18 protein-coding genes and 3 tRNA genes are annotated in these 22,225 nt (G+C 41.6%); 11 read left to right on the top strand and 10 right to left on the bottom strand.

Annotated elements, in window-relative coordinates; genetic code table 11:
- Window positions 1-188: 188 nt before the first annotated feature.
- The 6 genes from betI to GUY17_RS10175 all read left to right on the top strand — a co-directional run bounded on the left by betI (window position 189) and on the right by GUY17_RS10175 (window position 6,754).
- Window positions 189-785 carry a transcriptional regulator BetI gene (gene betI, locus GUY17_RS10200; RefSeq protein ID WP_101088340.1) on the top strand — a complete coding sequence of 199 codons (597 nt, stop codon included), beginning with the start codon at window positions 189-191 and terminating at the stop codon, window positions 783-785.
- Window positions 785-2,251, top strand: a complete 1,467-nt coding sequence (gene betB / locus GUY17_RS10195; RefSeq protein WP_162023059.1) for a betaine-aldehyde dehydrogenase — start codon at window positions 785-787, stop codon at window positions 2,249-2,251. The genes betI and betB overlap by 1 nt, the downstream gene beginning before the upstream one ends.
- A gap of 13 nt (window positions 2,252-2,264) precedes the next feature.
- Window positions 2,265-3,959 (top strand): choline dehydrogenase, encoded by a 1,695-nt coding sequence (gene betA / locus GUY17_RS10190; RefSeq protein ID WP_162023058.1) that lies wholly within the window; start codon window positions 2,265-2,267, stop codon window positions 3,957-3,959.
- A gap of 235 nt (window positions 3,960-4,194) precedes the next feature.
- Window positions 4,195-5,412, top strand: a complete 1,218-nt coding sequence (locus tag GUY17_RS10185; protein ID WP_101088343.1) for a choline transporter — start codon at window positions 4,195-4,197, stop codon at window positions 5,410-5,412.
- 27 nt (window positions 5,413-5,439) lie between these two features.
- Window positions 5,440-6,147, top strand: coding sequence for a TorF family putative porin (locus tag GUY17_RS10180; RefSeq protein WP_101088344.1), 708 nt, complete (start codon window positions 5,440-5,442; stop codon window positions 6,145-6,147).
- A 124-nt stretch (window positions 6,148-6,271) separates the two neighbouring features.
- Window positions 6,272-6,754: a MarR family winged helix-turn-helix transcriptional regulator gene (locus GUY17_RS10175; RefSeq protein WP_101088345.1), complete on the top strand. Its 483-nt coding sequence runs from the start codon at window positions 6,272-6,274 to the stop codon at window positions 6,752-6,754.
- A 513-nt stretch (window positions 6,755-7,267) separates the two neighbouring features.
- Here the strand turns inward: GUY17_RS10175 and GUY17_RS10170 are convergent.
- From GUY17_RS10170 to GUY17_RS10155, 4 genes are all read right to left on the bottom strand, one after another.
- Window positions 7,268-7,353 (bottom strand) — tRNA-Leu (locus tag GUY17_RS10170).
- A 49-nt stretch (window positions 7,354-7,402) separates the two neighbouring features.
- Window positions 7,403-7,476 (bottom strand) — tRNA-Cys (locus tag GUY17_RS10165).
- Between the two features lie 42 nt (window positions 7,477-7,518).
- Window positions 7,519-7,594 (bottom strand) — tRNA-Gly (locus tag GUY17_RS10160).
- A gap of 328 nt (window positions 7,595-7,922) precedes the next feature.
- Window positions 7,923-9,359, bottom strand: coding sequence for a glyceraldehyde-3-phosphate dehydrogenase (locus GUY17_RS10155; RefSeq protein ID WP_011637403.1), 1,437 nt, complete (start codon window positions 9,357-9,359; stop codon window positions 7,923-7,925).
- A gap of 200 nt (window positions 9,360-9,559) precedes the next feature.
- Here GUY17_RS10155 and GUY17_RS10150 point away from each other — a divergent pair, with 200 nt between their 5' ends.
- Both GUY17_RS10150 and gap read left to right on the top strand, forming a co-directional pair.
- Window positions 9,560-10,390 (top strand): DUF2989 domain-containing protein, encoded by an 831-nt coding sequence (locus GUY17_RS10150; protein WP_162023057.1) that lies wholly within the window; start codon window positions 9,560-9,562, stop codon window positions 10,388-10,390.
- Window positions 10,391-10,620: 230 nt separating this feature from the next.
- Window positions 10,621-11,631 (top strand): type I glyceraldehyde-3-phosphate dehydrogenase, encoded by a 1,011-nt coding sequence (gap, locus tag GUY17_RS10145; RefSeq protein WP_101088347.1) that lies wholly within the window; start codon window positions 10,621-10,623, stop codon window positions 11,629-11,631.
- A 584-nt stretch (window positions 11,632-12,215) separates the two neighbouring features.
- Here the strand turns inward: gap and nadA are convergent.
- The 5 genes from nadA to astE form a co-directional block, all read right to left on the bottom strand.
- Window positions 12,216-13,283: a quinolinate synthase NadA gene (gene nadA / locus GUY17_RS10140; protein ID WP_162023056.1), complete on the bottom strand. Its 1,068-nt coding sequence runs from the start codon at window positions 13,281-13,283 to the stop codon at window positions 12,216-12,218.
- A 112-nt stretch (window positions 13,284-13,395) separates the two neighbouring features.
- Complete coding sequence (locus GUY17_RS10135) at window positions 13,396-15,015, bottom strand: dihydrolipoyllysine-residue acetyltransferase (RefSeq protein ID WP_162023055.1); 1,620 nt, start codon at window positions 15,013-15,015, stop codon at window positions 13,396-13,398.
- A 9-nt stretch (window positions 15,016-15,024) separates the two neighbouring features.
- Window positions 15,025-16,002: an alpha-ketoacid dehydrogenase subunit beta gene (locus tag GUY17_RS10130; RefSeq protein WP_101088350.1), complete on the bottom strand. Its 978-nt coding sequence runs from the start codon at window positions 16,000-16,002 to the stop codon at window positions 15,025-15,027.
- A 3-nt stretch (window positions 16,003-16,005) separates the two neighbouring features.
- Window positions 16,006-17,184, bottom strand: a complete 1,179-nt coding sequence (locus GUY17_RS10125) for a thiamine pyrophosphate-dependent dehydrogenase E1 component subunit alpha (RefSeq protein ID WP_162023054.1) — start codon at window positions 17,182-17,184, stop codon at window positions 16,006-16,008.
- Between the two features lie 156 nt (window positions 17,185-17,340).
- Window positions 17,341-18,369 (bottom strand): succinylglutamate desuccinylase, encoded by a 1,029-nt coding sequence (gene astE, locus GUY17_RS10120; RefSeq protein WP_162023053.1) that lies wholly within the window; start codon window positions 18,367-18,369, stop codon window positions 17,341-17,343.
- Window positions 18,370-18,590: 221 nt separating this feature from the next.
- Between astE and msrA the strand changes: the two genes are divergently transcribed.
- Entirely contained in the window at window positions 18,591-19,070 is a 480-nt protein-coding gene (gene msrA, locus GUY17_RS10115) for a peptide-methionine (S)-S-oxide reductase MsrA (RefSeq protein ID WP_101088353.1), read from the top strand.
- A 205-nt stretch (window positions 19,071-19,275) separates the two neighbouring features.
- Window positions 19,276-20,229: a thioredoxin-disulfide reductase gene (trxB, locus tag GUY17_RS10110; RefSeq protein ID WP_101088358.1), complete on the top strand. Its 954-nt coding sequence runs from the start codon at window positions 19,276-19,278 to the stop codon at window positions 20,227-20,229.
- Between the two features lie 63 nt (window positions 20,230-20,292).
- Here trxB and GUY17_RS10105 read toward each other — a convergent pair whose 3' ends face one another.
- Window positions 20,293-20,853 (bottom strand): GNAT family N-acetyltransferase, encoded by a 561-nt coding sequence (locus tag GUY17_RS10105; protein ID WP_162023052.1) that lies wholly within the window; start codon window positions 20,851-20,853, stop codon window positions 20,293-20,295.
- Between the two features lie 179 nt (window positions 20,854-21,032).
- On the opposite strand from GUY17_RS10105, the gene GUY17_RS10100 reads away from it, so the two are divergent.
- Window positions 21,033-22,220 carry an efflux RND transporter periplasmic adaptor subunit gene (locus GUY17_RS10100; RefSeq protein WP_059744931.1) on the top strand — a complete coding sequence of 396 codons (1,188 nt, stop codon included), beginning with the start codon at window positions 21,033-21,035 and terminating at the stop codon, window positions 22,218-22,220.
- Window positions 22,221-22,225 lie beyond the last annotated feature (5 nt).

Here is a 22,225-nt window from a genome sequence, read left to right as displayed (position 1 = left end):
GCCAGATAACATTTAACCTATATAGAACAGCGCCTTATTTTTTATTATTAGTTTCCTATCTTATTTTGTCACTGGAATGTTGTGATCTATATCAAGTTATAACTTGATAATTACAGCACTAATCATTAGTATCGTTATTAATTGAGCGTTCAATTAACAACTCTTAATACAGATAACGGACCCCTTTTATGTCAAGACCTACAATGAAAAACGTCAGACAACAACAGCTGATAGATGCCACGTTAATGTCAATCGAACGTCATGGGTTACAAAACACTACTATTAATACCATTAGTGGATTGGCGGGAATGTCATCAGGGATCATCAGCCACTATTTTGGTGGTAAACAAGGGTTAATTGAAGCCACGCAGAAATTTCTGTTAGAGGAATTGAAGCAAGCATTACTGACAAGAACGTCAGGCAAAACATTAACCCCAATAGATCGGCTTTCAATGATCGTGGAAGCAAACTTTACCGAATTACAACGTTCAACAGCCGCGACAAAAACATGGTTAAGCTTCTGGTCCCAAGCGATGCACGATCCTGGGTTAGCAAGATTGCAAAACATTAATAGTCAGCGGTTATACAGCAACCTGCTTTTTTCGTTTAAACAATTATTACCCAATGCAGCAGCAGTTAATGCAGCCAAGCAAACAGCGGCAGTAATTGATGGTTTTTGGTTACGCAGTGCGTTGAGTACCACCCCAATAGAAGATTTTAAACAAGCCCAAATTTTATCTAAAGCCTTTATCAAGGCTGTGATCGTGCACAACGGAGTAGAATAATGTCATCGTTAGTTATTTATCAAAATTATATCCATGGAAAATACCAATCAAACGGTACAGGCGAAACATTTGAAGTGATCAATCCTGCTACTGGAGAAGTCAGCTATTTAGTTGAAGTAGCAACCGAGTCTGTGCAAAAAGCCGCCATAGAGAGTGCCAAAGCAGGTTTTGCAGTTTGGTCAGCGATGATGCCGATAGAACGTAGCCGCATTTTATTAAAAGCCGTTGCCCTACTCCGTGAGCAAAATGATGAGCTTGCTGCAGGTGAAGTATTGGATACCGGTAAGCCATGGCAAGAAGCCTCGGTTGTCGATATCGTTACTGGTGCTGACTCTATAGAGTTCTTTGCCGGACTCGCCCCAAGTATTGAAGGCAATCAACAGCCTGTTGGCGCTGACTTTTATTATACTCGCCGTGAGCCATTAGGTATTTGTGCTGGTATTGGCGCATGGAACTACCCGTTACAAATTGCTTGTTGGAAAGCAGCCCCTGCATTGGCTTGCGGCAACGTAATGATTTTTAAACCTTCAGAAGAAACACCTCGTGGCGCAATGCGTTTAGCAGAAATATTCACTCAAGCGGGTGTACCAAATGGCGTATTTAACGTTGTTCAAGGTGACGGTAGAGTTGGCGCATGGCTAACCACCAATGAAGATATCGCTAAAGTGTCATTTACTGGCGAAGTCGGAACCGGTAAAAAAGTGATGGCCGCTGCTGCGGGTTCACTAAAAGACGTGACCATGGAGCTAGGCGGAAAGTCGCCATTGATTATCTTTAATGATGCCGATGTTGAAAATGCGGTATCTGCAGCAATGTTAGCGAATTTCTATACTCAAGGTGAAGTGTGTACCAACGGTACTCGCGTGTTTGTGCAGCAAGATATTTATCCGCGCTTTATCCAACGCTTAAAAGAACGTACCGAACAAAACATCGTTTGCGGAGACCCAATGCACCCTGACACCAATTTTGGTGCATTGATTTCACGCGACCATCAGCAAAAAGTACTCGACTACATTGACATCGGTAAAAAAGAAGGTGCCACCTTATTAACAGGCGGAACAGCATTAACGCCTGACAATGCACCGAATGGTTTCTTTGTGGCACCGACGGTATTTACAGATTGCACTGATGAGATGACGATTTCGAAAGAAGAAATATTCGGCCCTGTGATGTCAGTATTTACCTTTGCTGATGAAGATGAAGTTGTTAAGCGTGCCAATAGTACTCACCTAGGCTTAGCAGCAGGTGTATTTACGCAAGACATTACCCGTGCACATCGTGTTATTCATCAAATGCAAGCCGGTATTTGTTGGATAAATGCTTATGGTGCCTCTCCTGCAGAAATGCCGGTTGGTGGTTACAAGATGTCTGGTATTGGTCGTGAGAATGGCTCTGAAACATTAAAAGCATACACCCAAATAAAAGCTGTTTACGTTGGTATGCAGTCACTTGAAAGCCCATTTTAGGAGTGACCCATTAATGTCTACGCAAATATCTCATGAATACGATTATATTATTGTTGGTGCCGGTAGCGCAGGTTGTGTATTAGCCAACCGCTTAACGGAAAATCCAGACAATAAAGTCCTGATACTTGAAACCGGTGGTAGCGACAAAAGCATTTTTATTCAAATGCCTACGGCGCTATCTATCCCTATGAATACTAAAAAGTATGCATGGCAGTTTGAAACCGAAGCCGAACCACATTTGGACAATCGCCGTATGCATTGCCCGCGTGGCAAAGTGTTAGGCGGTTCATCATCAATTAATGGCATGGTCTACGTACGTGGTCATGCGCGTGATTTTGACGAGTGGCAGCAACAAGGTGCAAAAGACTGGGATTACGCTCACTGTCTGCCTTACTTTAAAAAAGCTGAAACATGGTCTTTTGGCGGTAATGTTTATCGCGGTGATAAAGGCCCATTAGCGGTTAATAACGGTAATGAAATGAAAAACCCGTTATATCAAGCTTTTGTTGATGCTGGTGTCGATGCTGGCTACCTAGCGACGAGTGATTACAATGCCAGTCAGCAAGAAGGCTTTGGCCCAATGCACATGACAGTTAAAAACGGCGTACGTTGGTCTACGGCAAATGCGTACCTTCGCCCAGCAATGAAACGCCCGAATTTAACCGTGGTCACTCATGCGCTTGTGCATAAAGTGATTATGCAAGGTAAAACCGCTGTCGGCGTGCGTTACGAACGTAAAGGCGAGTTAATTGATGTTAACTGCAATAAAGAAGTGGTGTTATCGGCAGGTTCAATTGGTTCACCGCATATTTTGCAACTGTCCGGTATTGGCGATTCAAGCACGTTAGCCAGTGCAGGTATTGAGCAAGTTCATCAATTACCCGGTGTGGGTCAGAATCTGCAAGACCACTTAGAGTTTTACTTCCAATTTAAGTGCTTAAAGCCTATTTCGCTCAATGGCAAAATTGACCCGTTAAACAAATTGTTTATTGGTGCTCGCTGGATTTTTAATAAATCAGGTTTGGGCGCAACTAACCATTTCGAATCGTGTGGATTTATCCGCTCAAAAGCGGGTTTAGAGTGGCCGGATCTACAGTACCATTTTTTACCTGCTGCTATGCGTTACGACGGTAAAGAAGCATTTGCTGGCCATGGTTTCCAAGTTCATATTGGCCACAATAAACCTAAAAGCCGTGGTGCCGTAACGGTTGTATCAAATGATGCCAAGGTTGCGCCACAAATTCAGTTCAATTATTTATCGCATCAAGATGATATTGAAGGCTTTAGAGCGTGTGTTCGTTTAACCCGTGAAATTATTAATCAACCGGGTTTAGATGAGTATCGTGGTGAAGAAATTCAACCAGGCTTATCAATACAGACAGATGAAGAAATTGATCGCTTTGTTAGAAGCTCAGTAGAAAGCGCTTATCACCCTTCTTGCTCATGCAAAATGGGTGAAGATGAGATGGCTGTTGTCGACTCTGAAACAAAAGTTCACGGTATTCATGGTTTACGAGTGGTTGACTCGTCAATTTTCCCGACCATTCCAAATGGCAACTTAAACTCCCCGACTATTATGGTCGCCGAGCGCGCTGCCGACATCATTTTAGGCAACAAACCTCTTGCGCCAAGTTTGGCAAAAGTGACTATTGCTGATCAATGGCAAACATCACAACGATTACAAGCGCCTAAACGACAAATTGATTAACACCCATTCGTCGATGTGTATTCATTTATACACATCGACAACAGGTTGATGGCCAACCTACATTTTTGTAAATGGTCTATTTAGCCAAGTTCAATCTATCAGGGTTTAACTATCGTCATCACGATACTTAAGGCTTGAGGGCGTTTTGCCTTTAAAAATTGTTCTATGGCATAAAAAACATACAACAAGGAGCCAACATTATGTTCGCACACACTATTCACCCGGGAGTTAAATAATGACGACCTGGTTATCAATAGGCATTTTATTCACTTTTGCCGCTATCGCATTTGTTATTTATCGTTGGGGTAACATGCAGTGCATTGGTGTGACACCGGTGCGAAAATTTACCTTTATTGCCATTTTGTTCACTTCAGGGCTTGATGTTGGCTTAATCATGTTTCCGCTAACGGAATTTGCTGGTTATGCAGATTTGGCAACCAGTCCAGAATATGGATTTAGTAATCCGTTAGCCATAGAGTTTGGTTTTTGGGCCTGCTTAATTTGGGCGTTTTACTTTTTAACCTGCTTCTACTTTTGTGTTATTGAACCAAGAGTAAAGTATTTTGAAATTCCATTGATAAAGTTTATTAATAACGTAGTGATCATTGGTACATGTGCCTTTACCGCTTATTTATTATTAACTAACTTACCATGGTATTTACCGCAATTAGGTGATGGTGAAACCGTTGTCAGCAGCTTCTATTTAATCGTGTTTATGGTTATTGCCGCCGCAGTGTATTCAAGCACCAGTATTCGCTATGTTCGTTATCTTAGTTTAGGCAGTACCTGGTTGTTCTTTGGTTTAATCGCCATCATGTGGGCGGGCGCATTTTTATCAGACGATTCTAGTGTGGGTGAGTTCTTTACTACATTTGCATTAATTGGTGACTATTTTGGCAACATCCATAACTTTGTACTTCCAATAAACGATTACCACGAATTTTACCTATTCTGGTGGTTTGCATGGAGCATTATGATTGGTCAATTTACCGCTCGTTTTGTGGGTGGAATGAAAACCTATCAAGTATTAATAGCCATGATGGTATTCCCTTCAATCCCAATCGCGATTTGGTTCACGGTTCTGTACTACTACAGCGCGAATGGTATTGATACGTCAGGTTTTTATAATCTAGCAATGGTGATTGTAGGGGTAATGTTTGTTATTAACTCACTCGATTCACTGGTTCGTTTATATACAGATAACTTAAACCTTACCGTTGAACGTTTTGGTAAAGTACCTTATATCATCGGTAATGTAGTGGTACTGAGTGGCTTAACCTTGTTATTCAAACTAGACTTTTTACAAATTCAATGGGTTGGTGCTCTCGCTATTGCCTTGATATTAAGTTGTTTCGGATACATTTTAAAATCGCACTACCGTAAAGTGACTGATATAGAACGTTCTCCAAAAGAAAATAAAATCGATTTTACTAAAATCGAATTAGCAGACTAAACAATAATAATGATCCAAGGAATAATGATGAACACCACAATGAAAAAATTAGCCTTATTAAGCTTATTTGCTTTACCGACTTCAGTGATGGCTGGTGAGTTAAGCACAACCGTTAATGCAACCTCTGACTATACCTTTAATGGTGTTAGCCAAACAGACAATGATCCTGCCTTACAAGCTAGCCTAGACTATGCTGCCGATGACGGTTGGTACGTTGGAGCTTGGGCATCGAATGTTGACTTTGGCAGTGCTGATGACACTTGGCTAGAACTTGATTTTTACGCAGGTAAATATTTTGAACTAACAGACAGAGTGTCTGTAGATGCGGGTATTGCATATTACACTTACCATGGTGATGATGCCTCTGATGAGTATTACTACCCAGAGATTTACACTAAGTTTGGCTATGCTTCATCGCTTGGTCAAAGTGAATTAAACTTTTGGTATTCATGGGATTACTTTGGTGTTGATGCTGACCATTACATCATGATGGTTGCTCATACCTTCACCATTGCAGAAGGTCATGACATCCGTGTTAGTTTTGACCGCTCTACTTCGCAAGACGAAGACAAATGGGCATGGGACGGTGACAAGTCTTACAACCATTATCGCGCAGAGTACTTAACCAGCTGGGAAGGTTTTGACTTCAACGTTGCCGTTGAAGACACGAGCATGGACACAGACTTAAGCGATACCCGCGCAGTATTATCGGTATCACGTACTTTCAGTCTTTAAGTTGTAATTGCTGATAAAATAGCTAAGCAGAATAATGTCTATGACATTATTCTGCTTTTTTTGATATTGGACATGAGTAATAAGCCGAATTCTGCTAAGGTGCATGGTGAATTATGAGGGGATTATGGAAAAATACGAACAACTATTAATTTCATTGCGCCGGGTGATCAGAGCTATTGATATACACTCACGTCAATTAAATAAACTATCGGGTCTAACTGGACCACAATTAATGGTCATACAGAAAATTGATCAACTTGACGCTCCACTGGCCAAACAAATAGCTCAAGAAATTAATTTGAGTGCAGCGACAGTGACGACCATTATTGATCGATTAGAAAATCGTGGCATGGTGATTAGAACGCGCAGCGAAACCGACAAACGGAAAGTTCATTTATCGTTAAGTGACGCAGGTAAAACGTTATTAAATAGCGCACCTAAACCACTGCAAGAACATTTTATTATGCGTTATCAAAACCTTGAAGAATGGGAACAAAGTCAATTATTGTCTGCCGTTGAGCGGATAGCTACCATGATGGATGCCAATGAAATTGATGCTGCCCCTGTTTTATATGTAGGCCAAATTCAACTAGACGATCAGTCTTAGTCACCACCCTTTTCTATTCATAACGTGATGGTTCATAGAGTTACAGGCCTCTCACGTTATGTTTCATTCCTAGACAAGCCTAGCTTCAAGCTAACATTTGATTCCAAAGTGTGACTAACCCAAAGATCTTATCATCAGCATCCTCCTCTATTGTAAAGTCTCCCCACCAATTCAATAACACTTAATATTCAGCTCAATTTTCTGACGATTGTTATTAATAAAGAGCGGCACGTCTTATATTCAACCAGAGCGCGAGGGATTTTATTCTTTCGATCTAATTCACAAATTTCAGACGTAAAAAAGCCCCAACTAATGTTGAGGCTTTTTTACACCACTCTCTATTACTAGAGATTATAATGGTACCCGAGGCCGGACTTGCGCCTGTACGCCTGATGTTCAACCAGAGCGCGAGGGATTTTGATCTTTCAATCTAATTCACAAATTACAGACGTAAAAAAGCCCCAACTAATGTTGAGGCTTTTTTACACCACTCTCTATTACTAGAGATTATAATGGTACCCGAGGCCGGACTTGAACCGGCACGCTTATTCAGCGAGGGATTTTAAATCCCTTGTGTCTACCGATTCCACCACTCGGGCAAAGTGTTGTTTTAACCGTTACTAAAAGTAACCATCAAACGCAATTTCGTGGAGGCGCGACCCGGAGTCGAACCGAGATCGACGGATTTGCAATCCGTAGCATAGCCATTCTGCCATCGCGCCATGCTTTAACCAAATTCAAATCCATCGGATAAGATAAGAAATTGGAGCGACATATCGGGTTCGAACCGATGACCTATACCTTGGCAAGGTATCGCTCTACCAACTGAGCTAATGTCGCATTTGTATCGCCTATAACCTTTACTAAATTTGTAAGAACAATAATGCCTTTCAAACTTAACAGCTGAAGAAGTTTCCCCTGACTGCGGAATGGCATTCTACCGTTTTAGCCCCGATAGTCAATCAATAAAAACACATTTATTGCAACATAATGACTGTTTGATGCATAAATCATCATTATGATTAAATAAATTACAACGCGCATAAAAAAGCACCTCCAAAGAGATGCTTTATCATAAATATGACGGTAAGTACTCAATAAACAGCGATATTAAGCTTGTACGCCTTTCGAGTATTCACCACCATGAATGGTTAGTTTTTATAACACATTAGCTTTTTGGTAATGATAATGTGGTTAAACCAAGCATTTTTTGCATAACGCCAACAACCTGGCAGCTATAGCCAAATTCGTTGTCATACCATACGTATAAAATGGCACGTTTACCCTCTGCTATCGTCGCTTGCGAATCAACAACTCCGGCATAACGTGAACCGACTAAATCGCTAGATACTATTTCAGTCGATTCAGTAAAATCAATTTGATTTTGTAATCCAGACTGTAATGCGACATCTTTTAAATATTCATTCAGTTCATCACGATTAGTTTCATGTTGTAAATTAACACTAATAATCGCCATTGATACGTTAGGTGTTGGAACTCGGATTGCGTTACCGGTTAGCTTACCCGCTAATACAGGCAATGCTTTAGCAACAGCTTTAGCGGCACCCGTTTCAGTAATCACCATGTTTAACGGTGCACTGCGACCACGACGGTCGGCACTATGGTAATTATCGATTAGATTTTGATCATTCGTATACGAGTGAATCGTTTCTACGTGGCCATTCTCAATAACGTATTTGTCATTAACCGCTTTCAACACTGGCGTAATAGCGTTTGTAGTGCAGCTTGCCGCTGAAACAATTGTGTCTTCATCAAGAATATCGTTTTCATTCACACCATAGACGATATTTTTAATAGCGCCTTTAGCAGGTGCCGTTAACAATACTTTTGAAGCTCCTGGGCTTTTAAGGTGTAAACCTAAACCCTCTTCATCTTTCCAAATACCAGTATTATCGACAATTAATGCATCTTTAATATCATACTGAGTGTAATCGACTTGATCAGGAGAATTTGCGTAAATAATCTGAATATAAGTGCCGTTAGCGATGATTGCGTTGTTTTCTTCATCAACTTCGACAGAGCCATTAAATGGTCCGTGTACCGAGTCACGACGCAATAAGCTAGCACGTTTCTCTAAATCACCCTTTTTACCACCGCGCAACACAATGGCACGCAGACGCAATTTGTTGCTTTTACCGGTACGTTCAATTAATAAACGTGCCAGCAAACGGCCGATACGACCAAAACCATAAAGTACAACATCACGAGCCGGGGTATCATCACCGTGATTAACCGCTTCTGACAATTCTTGTGTCATATAAGCTTCAATACCGCTCGCATCCTTGTTATTACGCCAGTAATTAATCGCTAATTTACCAATATCCACTCTGCAATGTTTAATCGCTAATTTGCTAAGTGCTACAACAAATGGGAAACTTTCACGAAGACGTAATTTTTCACCGACATGACGACGTACTAAACGGTGTGACTTAATGATTTCGATGGTTGATGCATTAAGCAATGGTTTACCATATACCATTACTTCAATGCCTTGGTTACGATACAACTTGCCAAGCAACGGTTGCATTGCTTCTGCCATTTCGAAACGTTCTTGCCAGCTCTGTAAATGTTTATCTGCGCTCATGTAGGGATCCTTTATCTCACTTTTCTCGTTTTTTCAGAAAGGTTTGAGTAACAAAAAGAAAAGACCAATAATTTAGTATATTGTATGGGGGTGGCCCCTGTTGGTCGCCGACATTGTAATGAAATACAGGTTATTTCGCTAGTAACAAATTTTCGGTAAATGTGTAATTTTATTAGACAATTTACCTCTCGGAGACGATTTTGAGCAAAAATTTTGTATTAATTACATCATTTACAGTTATTGGGGCATTATTTGGCCTTTTTGGCTGCGATAATGACCGTAATAGCGACCTCATTTGTAAAAATAATCCCGAACTTTGTAGCGATTTACACAAAGATAGTTGGTGCCGATTTGAAAAAGGCGACTTGATCCGTCATCGATACGCGTTAAAACAGAGTTCGACACCCACTGGGAAACAACTTTATCAGCAGCTGGTTTATCTAGAAAATTACAGTAACTGCATCGAATTAGCCGCAGGGGTTCAACATAAGTTGAATACCGACCGTACACGAGATCGCGAGCGAGCATTTGCGGTAAGTACTCAAACATTATCTGAACTTCAAGAATTTACCCGCACTAATAATGAGGTGCATTTGGCATTTTATCGTTGGACGCGTTTCAACGATCAAGACGCATTCGCCATTGTTGAACGCACCTATAAGCAAGGTGAACTCACCGACAATGACATTATTACCCAACTAGCAGCTTATTATGTGCGAGTCTCACCTAACGACGCTAAAACGCTTTATTTGCATTTGTTAGCCACAACAGAACCAGCCAAAATCGATGCTGATTGGTTTTTAGCGTTAGCATCAATATATCGGCAACAACAAAATGCTGAAAAAGAATACCTGTTAACTCGAGCAAATTTGTTAATGAGTGACAACCATGCCGATGAAGAAAAGTTATTGGCCATTATTAAAGGTAATAAAACATTAGCGACAGAACTCGATAAACAAGCACTTGAATTAATCTCTGCGGTAATGAGTAAACAATTTGCACAGAGTCGCAGCGAGATGTTACTAAAGTAAGCATAAATCACCTCACTAATCGGCCAATATTATCTCGCTTACGTTAGTGTACAACTTACAAAACTGTGCTTAATTTATATTCAAAATGAGCTTAATGTAAAAAAAATACAAAATTATTGGCTTAATTCGGCATATTTAGGTGATTTAGCTTGATTATTACAGCCAATTTGGTAATTTTACAACCAGGCGATTTACATGCCACCAAATTATTTTAACTTGAGGGATATGAGATGACTATCCGTGTAGCAATTAACGGCTATGGCCGTATCGGTAGAAATGTTTTACGTGCTCTATACGAAAGCGAAAAAAATTACCCAATCGAAATCGTTGCATTAAACGATTTAGGTGATGCATCAATTAATGCTCACTTAACTAAGTACGATACTGTACATGGTCGTTTCAACGCAAAAGTTGATCACGACGATGAAGCTATCTATGTTAATGGTGACAAGATCTTAACTTTCCAAGAACGTGACCCATCAAAGTTACCTTGGGCTGAGTTGAAAATTGACATCGTTTTCGAATGTACTGGTATTTTCACTTCTAAAGAATCTGTGCAACCGCACCTTATTGCTGGCGCTAAGAAAGTACTTATTTCTGCACCAGGTAAGAATGTTGATGCCACTGTTGTTTACGGCGTAAACAACGAAGTATTAACTGCTGATATGACAGTAGTTTCAAATGCTTCTTGTACTACTAACTGTTTAGCGCCTATTGCTAAGCCGTTAAATGATGAGCTTGGGATTGAGTCTGGTTTAATGACCACTATCCACTCTTACACTAACGATCAGCGTTTATCTGATGTGTATCACACAGATTTACGTCGTGCTCGTGCTGCTGCAATGTCTATGATCCCAACCCAAACCGGTGCAGCTGCTGCAGTAGGTTTAGTGGTTCCTGAGCTTCAAGGAAAATTTGACGGTTTAGCGGTTCGTGTACCAACAATTAACGTATCTTTAGTTGACTTAACCTTCTTAGCATCTCGCGACACTACTGTTGAAGAAGTTAATGCCATCATTACTCGTGCTTCACTACAGTCTCCAATGTCTGAAGTTTTAGCGATTAATGTAGAACCATTGGTGTCTATCGACTTTAACCATAATCCTTTCTCTTCGAATTTCGACGCAACACAAACTCGTGTTAATGGTCGTTTAGTGAAAGTGATGTCTTGGTATGATAACGAATGGGGTTTCAGTAACCGCATGTTAGACAACGCTGTTGCACTAATGAACGCTAAGTAATCTACAAATATTATTTAATACTTGATAGAAATCTAGTTAGCTTAAGAGCCTCGCATATATGCGGGGCTTTTTGTTTTGGCTGCTGGGTAAGCAACATCCCCTTCTCTTATTGTTTCGATGCAGTGTTGATTTCTGTTTATTAACTTTCTTTTGATCTATGCGGCCTTCGGTCGAGAAGCTAGTGGCGTTTCGCTCACACCTAAGTCAAAGGGTAAAGCGATTGATCCCTTAACAAATCCTCATCGCTCCAACTAAATCTTTTGATAAGCAGAATATTTAGATCGAGACTAATTCAGCGTTTAACTTCGCTAGTCACGCCCTCGCCCATTGTCAAAAATCCCTAGCGCTTCCGATAGCAATCTGATGTCAATGGATTTACGAATGCCATGGTAATGGAATATCAAAGAGTGACTCTGACCAGCGAAAGCTAATATGACATCCATGCCATGCTCACGGCGTTGTTTCAATGGACTCTATATAAGTGTATTTGCAGAAATAAATGACTTTTTATAAAAACAAAAAAACCGACTAAATGTCGGCTTTCTGTTTTCATGGACACTAAACCTAAACCTAAACCTAAACGTTTAAGCGTTGCCCTTCACTTTCATGTTCAATTCTTTGGCAAAATCGAGCATGCGGGTGAGTGGGATGAGTGCTTTGATGCGAAGTTCTTCACCCACAAATATTTCATGATTGGTTTTATCGGCATCGACTAATGAAGCTTCGATAGCGGGTAAACCGTTCATGGCCATCCATGGACAGTGGGCGCAGCTTTTACAGGTTGCTCCATTGCCGCCGGTTGGGGCTTCAAGTAATATTTTACCAGGAGCCGCTTGCTGCATTTTATAAAAAATGCCGCGATCGGTAGCGACGATAAACTTGTCGTTTGGCATGGTTTGCGCAGCTTTAATCAGCTGGCTAGTTGAGCCTACAGCATCAGCAAGTTCTACTACACTGGCAGGTGATTCTGGGTGTACTAGAATCGCCGCCGTAGGATGCTGTTTTTTAAGCTCACGAAGTGCTTTGGCTTGAAACTCATCATGCACAATACAATCGCCTTGCCATAACAGCATGTCGGCGCCAGTTTGTTTGTTGATGTAAGCGCCTAGGTGACGATCGGGTGCCCAGATAATTTTTTTATCTTGGCTGTCTAAATGCTCGACAATTTCAAGTGCGATGCTTGAGGTTACGACCCAATCCGCACGTGCTTTTACTGCGGCAGAGGTATTAGCATATACCACAACCGTATGGTCGGGATGGGCATCGCAAAACTCACTGAATTGCTCAATCGGGCAACCTAAATCTAATGAACAGGTTGCTTCAAGAGTTGGCATTAAAATGGTTTTTTCTGGGCTTAAGATTTTGGCGGTTTCGCCCATAAACTTAACGCCAGCAACAATTAATGTCTTGGCTGGGTGATCACGACCAAAGCGGGCCATTTCTAATGAATCAGACACACAACCGCCCGTCTCTTCAGCTAATGCTTGAATTTCAGGATCGGTATAATAATGGGCAACAAGTACTGCATTTTGATCAATCAATAACTGTTTAATACGTGCTTTATACTGTGCTTTTTCAGTGTCAGACAACACGGCAGGTTTTGGCGGAAACGGATATTCAATCATTTCAATTTTAGGTGCCGACAGACTCATACAGGTTCCAATCGATTTACATTGTTCGAGTATTATACGAAAAAGCCACTTAAAACAAAAGGACGTGTTAGCGTCCTTTTGGATAAGATAGTGCAATTAACACTAATCATCATTAGCGCATGGCTAATAACATTTCTTGTGGTTGCTCTAGGTAGTGTTTCCACAAATTACAGAAGCGAGCAATGGTGCCACCATCAATAACGCGGTGATCGCCAGACCAACTTACTTGCATAATTTTACGCGCTTCAACTTCACCTTTAGCATTAAAGCGTGGCAGTATTTGTAATTTACCTAACGCCACAATGGCCACTTCCGGCTTGTTAATAATCGGCGTTGCTATGGTACCGCCTAATGCGCCGATATTAGAAATCGAAATGGTACCGTCTTTCAAATCTGCTGGCGACACACGGCCACTGCGTGCGGCGGTGGTTAAGCGTGAAATTTCAGCAGCAATATCCAAAATAGACTTACTTTGTACGTCTTTAACATTCGGTACCAATAAACCCATTTTTGAGTCAACGGCCATACCAATGTTATGACGAGACTTGTAAGTGAGCTCGGTGCAATCTGCATTAACTTGGCTATTCAATATCGGAAATTCTGTGATCGCTAATGACATGGCCTTCATAAAGAATGGCATCATGGTCAGCTTCACTTCGTCAGTTGAATAGCGTTGCTTCATGCTTTCACGTAAGGTAACGAGTTCGGTAAGGTCAAACTCTTCACAGTAAGTAAAATGAGGGATAGTCGATACTGACTCAACCATCATTTTCGCCATAATGGCTTTGACACCTTTGATGGGTTCAACCCGATCGTTCGCCGTTACATTACTCACTATGCCGCTATTCACAGAACTGCCAGCTTGAGCATTATCTTGACTCGTTGACGACACTGGCGTTGTGCTTGCGGCAGCTTGAGTGGCATGACCACCTTGCTGATGACGTTCAATATCTTCTTTGTAAACTCGGCCATTTTTGCCTGTGCCAACAACCATAGCGATATTAATGTCCAGTACGCGTGCCATGCGGCGAACTGCTGGGCTAGCTAAAGCTTTACCTTGTGCAACAGGTTCAAGGTTAACTTGTGGCGCAGCTGCTTGTGCTTGTTCAACCACTTCAACAGGAGCTGACGGAGCATTAACTTCAGCTTCTACTTCTATGGCGAATAAAGGTGAGTGCACTTTAGCAAGCTGACCTTTACGATAATGCAGTTTGACAATTTTACCGGCTTTCATGGCCGGGATTTGCACTAACGCTTTATCGGTCATCACATCAGCGATGGGTTGATCTTCAACGACGATATCGCCTTCTTCGACTAACCAATCAACCAATTCACATTCAACAATCCCTTCACCGATATCAGGCAATAAGAACTCTTCAATGTTTGACTGACTGCTGGTTGTGGCCGTAACAGCATTACTGTTGTTAACAGCTGACTCGTTAACCGGTGTCATGGCAGCTACAGGGGCTTCAATGACGCTATCGTTGTCATCTCCATCCATTTCTACTGCGTACAATGGTTGATGCACAATGGCGATTTCACCTTTGGCGTAGTAAAGCTTGGTAATTTTTCCAGCATGCGGCGCCGGAATTTGCACTAAGGCTTTATCTGTCATTACATCAGCAATCGGTTGATCTTCAGTGACAATGTCACCTTCGCTAACTAACCAATCAACTAATTCACATTCCACCACACCTTCGCCGATGTCGGGTAAAATAAAATCTTTAATCATACCTTACTCCTAAAACGACACTGTGGCCTTGATGGCTTCGAAGGTCTTTAATTCATCTGGCATGTATTCTTTTTCATGCACCAATGGATAAGGCGTATCTAATCCGCACACACGATTGATCGGTGATTCAAGCGATAAGAAACATTCTTGCTGAATGGTTGCCGCAATTTCACCAGCAAAACCACCGGTTAATGGCGCTTCATGGTTAATCAGTAAACGACCTGTTTTGGTCACTGATTTTGCGATAGTTTCAACATCCCATGGCGCGATAGTGCGTAAGTCGATAATTTCACATGAAATACCTTCTTTCTCGGCACGTTCGCAGGCTTTTTCGACGATTTCCATCTGTGCGCCCCAAGCCAGAACAGTAATATCACTGCCCTGCTTAACCACTTGTGCTTTGCCTAATTCGATAACGTAGTCACCGGCTGGAACCTCGCCAACAGATGCGCGGTACAAACGTTTAGGTTCAAAGAAAATTACCGGGTTTGGATCGCGAATAGACGCCAGCAACAACCCTTTAGCTTGTTCTGGATTACGCGGAATGACCACTTTTAAACCAGGCGTTTGGGTAAAATAGGCTTCAGGTGATTGAGAGTGGTAATGTCCACCGGCAATACCACCACCGTATGGTGTGCGGAAGGTTAACCCACCCACATCAAATTGATTACCACTGCGGTATCTAAATTTTGCCGATTCATTAACGATTTGATCGAATGCCGGAAAAATATAATCAGCAAACTGAATTTCTGCAACAGCAGTCATGCCATAAGATGCTAGGCCATTAGCAAAACCAGCAATACCTTGTTCAGTTAGCGGCGTGTTAAAACAACGGTCGCGACCAAACTGCTCTTGTAAACCAGAAGTCGCGCGAAAAACGCCACCGAAGTGGCCAACGTCTTCACCAAAAATCACCATGCGCTCGTCGGCAGTCATGGCTATTGATAACGCCTCGTTGATGGCGTGTAACATATTCATTTGAGCCACGGTTTAGAGTCTCCCTGCGCTTTTTGGATAGGCTTTTGGATACTTAGCAATGTGTTCTTTCAGTTCTTTAAGCTGTTTTCTCAATGCTGGAGTCGGTTTATCAAGCACATCTTCAATAATTTCATCTAGTTTCGGAATAGGTAACTTTTCAGCCACTTTAACTGCTGCTAGCACTTCTTCGCGATAACGTTCAAATAACTTGGCTTCATCGGCTTCAGTTATCCAGCCTTTATTGACCATCCATAACTTAAAACGTTTTACTGGATCGTGTTGCTGCCATTTGGCTTCTTCTTCTTTTGAACGGTAACCAGATGGATCGTCTGATGAAGAATGCGCGCCCAAACGATACGTCATCGCTTCAATCAATACTGGAGCATTATGTTCAAGTGCGTGGGCACGAGCTTGTTGTGTGGCAGCTAACACCGCTAGCATGTCGTTACCGTCTACACGGATGGTATGCATACCGTAACCAACACCCCGACTGGCTATACCGTTACCAGCAAACTGCTCTTCAGTTGGGGTTGAAATAGCATAACCATTGTTACGACAGAAAAAGATGGTCGGAGACTTAAGCACTGCGGCCATGTTCAAACCAGCATGGAAGTCACCTTCTGATGCTGCGCCTTCACCAAAATAACAAATGGCGACGTTACGCTTACCTTGTAATTTCATGCCATAAGCAACACCTGTGGCTTGTGGAATTTGAGTTGCCAAAGGTGATGAAATAGTTTGGTAGTTGAGTTCACGGCTGCCGTAATGAATCGGCATTTGGCGACCTTTACCTAAATCTTTCTCGTTACTGAACATTTGATTCATAAATTGTTCAGTCGTAAAGCCGCGATAACGCAATGAGGCGTGCTCACGATATTGAGCCAAAATGACGTCGTCTTTATCAAGCGCGGCTGTGCTGCCAATAATTGAGGCTTCTTCACCGGTACAGGTCATGTAAAAACTAATCCGTCCTTGACGCTGCGCACCCAACATACGCTCGTCTAATACGCGTGTAAAAACACAGGTATCAAAGATTTTTTCGGCCAGAGCCTTGTCGATTACTGGTAGAACCGCACTTTCATAAGTGGTGCCATCAGCTTGCAAAATACGCAAAATGGGGATGTGCAATGACGCTTTGTCTAAGAAGCTGACACGGTGCACTGTTTCATTGGTCAGTGGTGCGTTGCTCATATTATGCTCTTGTTATTGTTGAGCCATGTTCAACATAAACATGGCTCTATTTATACTATGCGAGTAGACATTACGTTAACGTAAACTACCTATCAATACTTACTCTCACTGTAAACGCATTTTACTCGCGATTGACATGTATATATTGCTTTACGACTAGATAATAGTTTCGTTCAACGCGGGTACTAAACATAACACTGTGCGTTGCCCAATGGGCACATTTGCATTGGGAAATACAATGGCTTCTTGTGGGTATTCAACAGTGATTGAATTACCGCCTTCTGTCGCTAACACCTCGCCCTGACTAAAGGCACTGAAGTTTTCTGCATCACCAGCAAAGCTAAATTCAAAATCATCAAAGTGCTTGTTAATAGAGCGCGATACTTTATACAAGTTGACCTTGCTAGGGTCGAACTCAACAGGTGCTAACTCAGTTTCAGTAATCAACTTTTCAAGCATAGTTTGAGTTTGTGCAAAACGACTCATGTCATTTTGGCCAAATGGCATTACTTTGCCTAATTCCACAGTAAAAGCATCTGCTTGAAATTGCTCTGACGAATAATAACTAAACGTCGTTGTTGGTTCGTGGTGAAACAACATAGTATCAACGCCACATGCCGCCAAAAACATAATTTGTTCACCGCTAAAAGCACGGCCAGGACGGTATGGGTATATGGCAAACTTTTCATGCTTAGAAGCACGAATAGCAGTATGTAAGTCGTAATGAATACGTTGATTGTCATTATTGGCATTGAAAAAGTCTGCCACGTATTGCTCTAACGCTTTTGCTCGGTGACGCTCCGGATGGCTTAAGCCCTCGCCTTTAGAATGCGCGCCACTAAATAGCCGATTCATGTTTTCATCAATAAAACGGGTTTTATTGATAATCGCGGCCGGATTACCAATTAAAAACATCACACGCTGCTTGGCAACAATTCGTTGGCTGAGCAAATCTTTAATGAGTTGATTACAGATTTCAATCGGTGCAGTTTCATTACCGTGCACAGCACAAGACAGCACGATATCTTTGGTTGCATTAGCCGGAGTAAATACAATCACTCCCGTATCCCATACATCTACACGGGTATGATCTGCCAACATAAAATCAGATGCTGCAGGTAATTGATTTGGATTGGCTAAGGTATAGGCTAAAAAATCATGGTTTATCATCAGGTCAGATAACACTATCAACTCCTTGTCTCATTATTATATGGCGTAGTTAACTTTGACGTAAAACGATGTTAACTATTACTGCCTATTGTCGCGGATTCTATCATAGCCAAACGCTATTTTATTGGTGGCATATGTTAGATTTATTTATTAATAAAAGTTTGCTTGCAAAACTACACAATATTCAACACAATTGTAGCCATCTAGACTTCTATAATTTGTTTTAAGGGTATGTCATGGCGTTAGCAACATTTGGTGCAGGCTGTTTTTGGGGTGTTGAATATTTTTTCCGTGAAATTAACGGCGTCAGTAACGCAACGTGTGGCTACATGGGTGGCAAAGACAGTGCGACCACATATAAAGAAGTGAAGACGGGTTCGACTGGTCACGCAGAAGTGGTTCAAGTTGAGTTTGATCCAGAAATCGTCAGTTACGACGACTTGTTGGACACTTTTTGGAAAAATCACAACCCAACCATGCTGAATATGCAGGGCGGTGACATTGGTACTCAATATCGCAGCACGATTTTTTTTCACGATAAAGAGCAAAAAGCCCAAGCTGAAAGCTCAAAGCTGGCATTAGCACGAAGCGGTAAATGGGGACAGCGTCATATTGTGACTGAAATTGTACCGATACAAACATTCCACATTGCCGAGGAATACCACCAGAATTATTTAGAAAAAAATAATTTACCAACCTGTCACTTGGTTTATTAAACCTAACATACAATCAATCGTTCGTTGAACGACAAGTAACCGTTTCAAGCGAGTTAATGTGTATCATTACCTCACCTGAAACGGAATATTTACACAATAGATTAGCTCAATCGATTTCCTGCACTCAACTTCACTTTACCCGCAGTAGTAAATTCCATACAATCCCATGCAAATTGCTTAAGGCATGTTATCGGAGAACAAAATCATGAGTGAAGCTCGTCACGTTAACCTACTAATTTTAGGTTCTGGCCCTGCTGGCTATACCGCTGCTGTTTATGCTGCGCGTGCAAATTTAAATCCTGTGATGATCACAGGCATGCAGCAAGGTGGTCAATTAACCACTACGACTGAAGTAGAAAACTGGCCAGGCGATGCTGAAGACTTAACTGGTCCAGCATTAATGGAACGCATGCAAAAGCACGCTGAGAAGTTTGATACTGAAATTATTTTTGATCACATCAACGAAGTGACACTAACTGAGCGACCTTTCCGCTTAAAAGGTGACAACGGCGAGTTTACGTGTGATGCACTCATTATTGCTACTGGCGCATCGGCTAAATATTTAGGCCTCCCGTCTGAAGAAGCATTCATGGGCCGTGGTGTTTCTGCCTGCGCAACATGTGATGGTTTCTTCTATCGTAACCAAAAAGTTGCGGTGGTTGGTGGTGGTAACACTGCAGTTGAAGAAGCACTTTACTTAAGTAATATAGCTTCTGAAGTTCACTTAATTCACCGTCGTGACAGCTTCCGTTCAGAAAAAATTCTGATCAATCGTTTAATGGATAAAGTTGCGAACGGTAATATCATTTTACACCTAGACCAAACACTTGAAGAAGTCACTGGTAACGAGATGGGTGTGACTGGGCTTAAGAAGAAAAGCACTAAAGATGGTTCAGTGACCGATTTAGAAGTCGCTGGTGTGTTTATTGCGATTGGTCACAGCCCTAATACTGGTATTTTTGCTGGTCAATTAGAAATGAATCACGGTTACTTACAAGTAAACAGTGGTTTACAAGGCAATGCGACTCAAACCAGTATTGAAGGTGTTTATGCTTGTGGCGACGTGATGGATCAACATTACCGTCAAGCCATCACTTCTGCCGGTACGGGTTGTATGGCTGCACTTGATGCTGAGCGTTATTTAGACGCTAAAAAGTAATCGACAGTATGTAATACAACAAAAGAGCAGCTCAGGCTGCTTTTTTTATTACCTTAAAAAACATTACACCGCTTTTTGATAAAACACGGCTTCAGTATCACCTAATGGATCACGGTGAATACTTTTATGCTGAAACGTCATACCAAGTTTTTTCATAATCGCAATTGAGGCAATATTTTCCTCTACTGCTATCGCACTCACATGAGTCACGTCATCAGGCTCACTGACAGCATCCATGACCGCTTTGGCAGCTTCTGTAGCATAGCCTTTACCCCAACAAATATGCTTAAACCGCCAACCTAACTCTAAGTTATGCGGTTGTGCTTGGGTAAAAAAGTGCATCGGTCTCACTAATACCCAGCCTAAATACTCGCCGCTTAACCCGTGTTGGTCATTGGCGTCACAATCGAGCGCATGGACTTTCCATAATCCCCAACCTTTTGGCGGATTTAAATATTGAGCCAATCTAGGTAACATGATCGTATCTATCTGATGCTGAGTGGTTTTATTGCCGCCATTAAGAAAGTGCATGACTCGTTCATCTTGGTCTAGTTCAAATAATAGTGCGCTGTCATTAAGAGTCATTAATGACAGTTGTAATCTAGAGGTGTTTTCAATCTGCACAATATCTGTTCCCTAAAGGTTTTATGTCATGAGATCACATGCAAGTAGTTGACACACAAGTTTACACAATGAAACAACAAACACTAAACATATCGATTAACATATACAGTAGAAAAAAGACTATTGGCGGTATGAAATGAACTTACTGCAAAAATATCGGATTATAAAAAGGAAGCATTGTGGCTACTAAAAAACAAATAATATTACCCATCATAGTATTAGGTATTGGAATAGCCGGTTTAGTTGGCATTGCTGCACTAAAAAAACCGCCTGAAGAAAAGCCTGCAGTTGATACCACCCCTTTAGTGTCGGTTGAAGCACTTGAATATAAACCGATGACTTTTTCTGTCAGTTCATACGGTGTTGTCGCGGCAAAATACGACACCGAACTCGTCGCACAAGTCAGTGGTGAAATTATTTATTTAGCCGATAAATTCGTCAAAGGTGGCTTTGTTAAAAAAGGTGATGTTTTAGCTAAAATTGATCCCAGTGACTATGAAGCTGGATTATTAGATGCTCAAGCAAACATCGCCTCGTCTAAAGCCAACATGGTACAAGAACGAGCCAATGCTGAAGTTGCCTTACGTGAATGGGCCGAAATAACCAGCAGTAAGCCAACTGATCTTAGTTTGCGCAAGCCGCAATTAGCACAAGAATTAGCCAAACTAAAAAGTGCTGAAGCGGGTTTATTACGTGCACAACGCGATTTAGAGCGTACGGTTATCCGCGCGCCGTATGATGCACTCATATCCAGCCGTGAAATCGGTTTAGGCGCATACGTCACCACTGGCAGCAAAATTGGTCATGTTTATAATACTGATACAGCAGAAATTCGCTTACCGCTAGCCGATAAAGAAATGCAATATTTGGATAAAAAAGGCACTCATGCTGAAGTACGATTAGCGGGAAACTTTGCCGGAAGCAAACAAGAGTGGATAGGAAAAATTGTTCGCAGTGAAGGCGTGGTAGACAGCAAAAGCCGGATGACATACCTGGTTGCCGAAATAGACGATCCATACGGACTCAATAGCGATAAAAATGAATTACGATTTGGCACCTATGTTACCGCCTATGTTGAAGGCAGTAATGCCGGTAATGTGGCCATTATTCCGCGTCATTTGATTGTAAATGGTTTAGTTGCTGTGATGGATAGCGACAAAACCTTACGCTATAAACCTGTTAACATTATTCGCCAAGAAGGCGCGAATGTCGTGATTTCCGAAGGTCTTGAATCAGGAATGCAAGTAATAACATCAGCGCTTGATTACCCGTTAGAAGGTATGCAACTTGCTCTGCCTGAAGATAAAATCTTACAAGATGAGTCAGTAGAAACAGAACAAACTGAACTTGCGATGGAAGGTAAATAAACATC

Source organism: Shewanella sp. Arc9-LZ, assembly GCF_010092445.1.
In the GTDB taxonomy this organism is placed as follows: Bacteria; Pseudomonadota; Gammaproteobacteria; order Enterobacterales; family Shewanellaceae; genus Shewanella.
The sequence above is the reverse complement of the archived record's forward strand: the minus strand, read 5'-3'. Positions and strand labels throughout refer to the sequence as shown.

Coding starts and splice junctions, on each gene's coding strand:
- betA (WP_162023058.1), top strand. CDS start 2,265: ATGTCTACGCAAATATCTCATGAATACGATTATATTATTGTTGGTGCC.
- trxB (WP_101088358.1), top strand. CDS start 19,276: ATGAGTGAAGCTCGTCACGTTAACCTACTAATTTTAGGTTCTGGCCCT.
- nadA (WP_162023056.1), bottom strand. CDS start 13,283: ATGAGTCTGTCGGCACCTAAAATTGAAATGATTGAATATCCGTTTCCG.
- GUY17_RS10185 (WP_101088343.1), top strand. CDS start 4,195: ATGACGACCTGGTTATCAATAGGCATTTTATTCACTTTTGCCGCTATC.
- GUY17_RS10135 (WP_162023055.1), bottom strand. CDS start 15,015: ATGATTAAAGATTTTATTTTACCCGACATCGGCGAAGGTGTGGTGGAA.
- GUY17_RS10175 (WP_101088345.1), top strand. CDS start 6,272: ATGGAAAAATACGAACAACTATTAATTTCATTGCGCCGGGTGATCAGA.
- GUY17_RS10180 (WP_101088344.1), top strand. CDS start 5,440: ATGAACACCACAATGAAAAAATTAGCCTTATTAAGCTTATTTGCTTTA.
- GUY17_RS10125 (WP_162023054.1), bottom strand. CDS start 17,184: ATGAGCAACGCACCACTGACCAATGAAACAGTGCACCGTGTCAGCTTC.
- GUY17_RS10155 (WP_011637403.1), bottom strand. CDS start 9,359: ATGAGCGCAGATAAACATTTACAGAGCTGGCAAGAACGTTTCGAAATG.
- msrA (WP_101088353.1), top strand. CDS start 18,591: ATGGCGTTAGCAACATTTGGTGCAGGCTGTTTTTGGGGTGTTGAATAT.
- gap (WP_101088347.1), top strand. CDS start 10,621: ATGACTATCCGTGTAGCAATTAACGGCTATGGCCGTATCGGTAGAAAT.
- betB (WP_162023059.1), top strand. CDS start 785: ATGTCATCGTTAGTTATTTATCAAAATTATATCCATGGAAAATACCAA.
- betI (WP_101088340.1), top strand. CDS start 189: ATGTCAAGACCTACAATGAAAAACGTCAGACAACAACAGCTGATAGAT.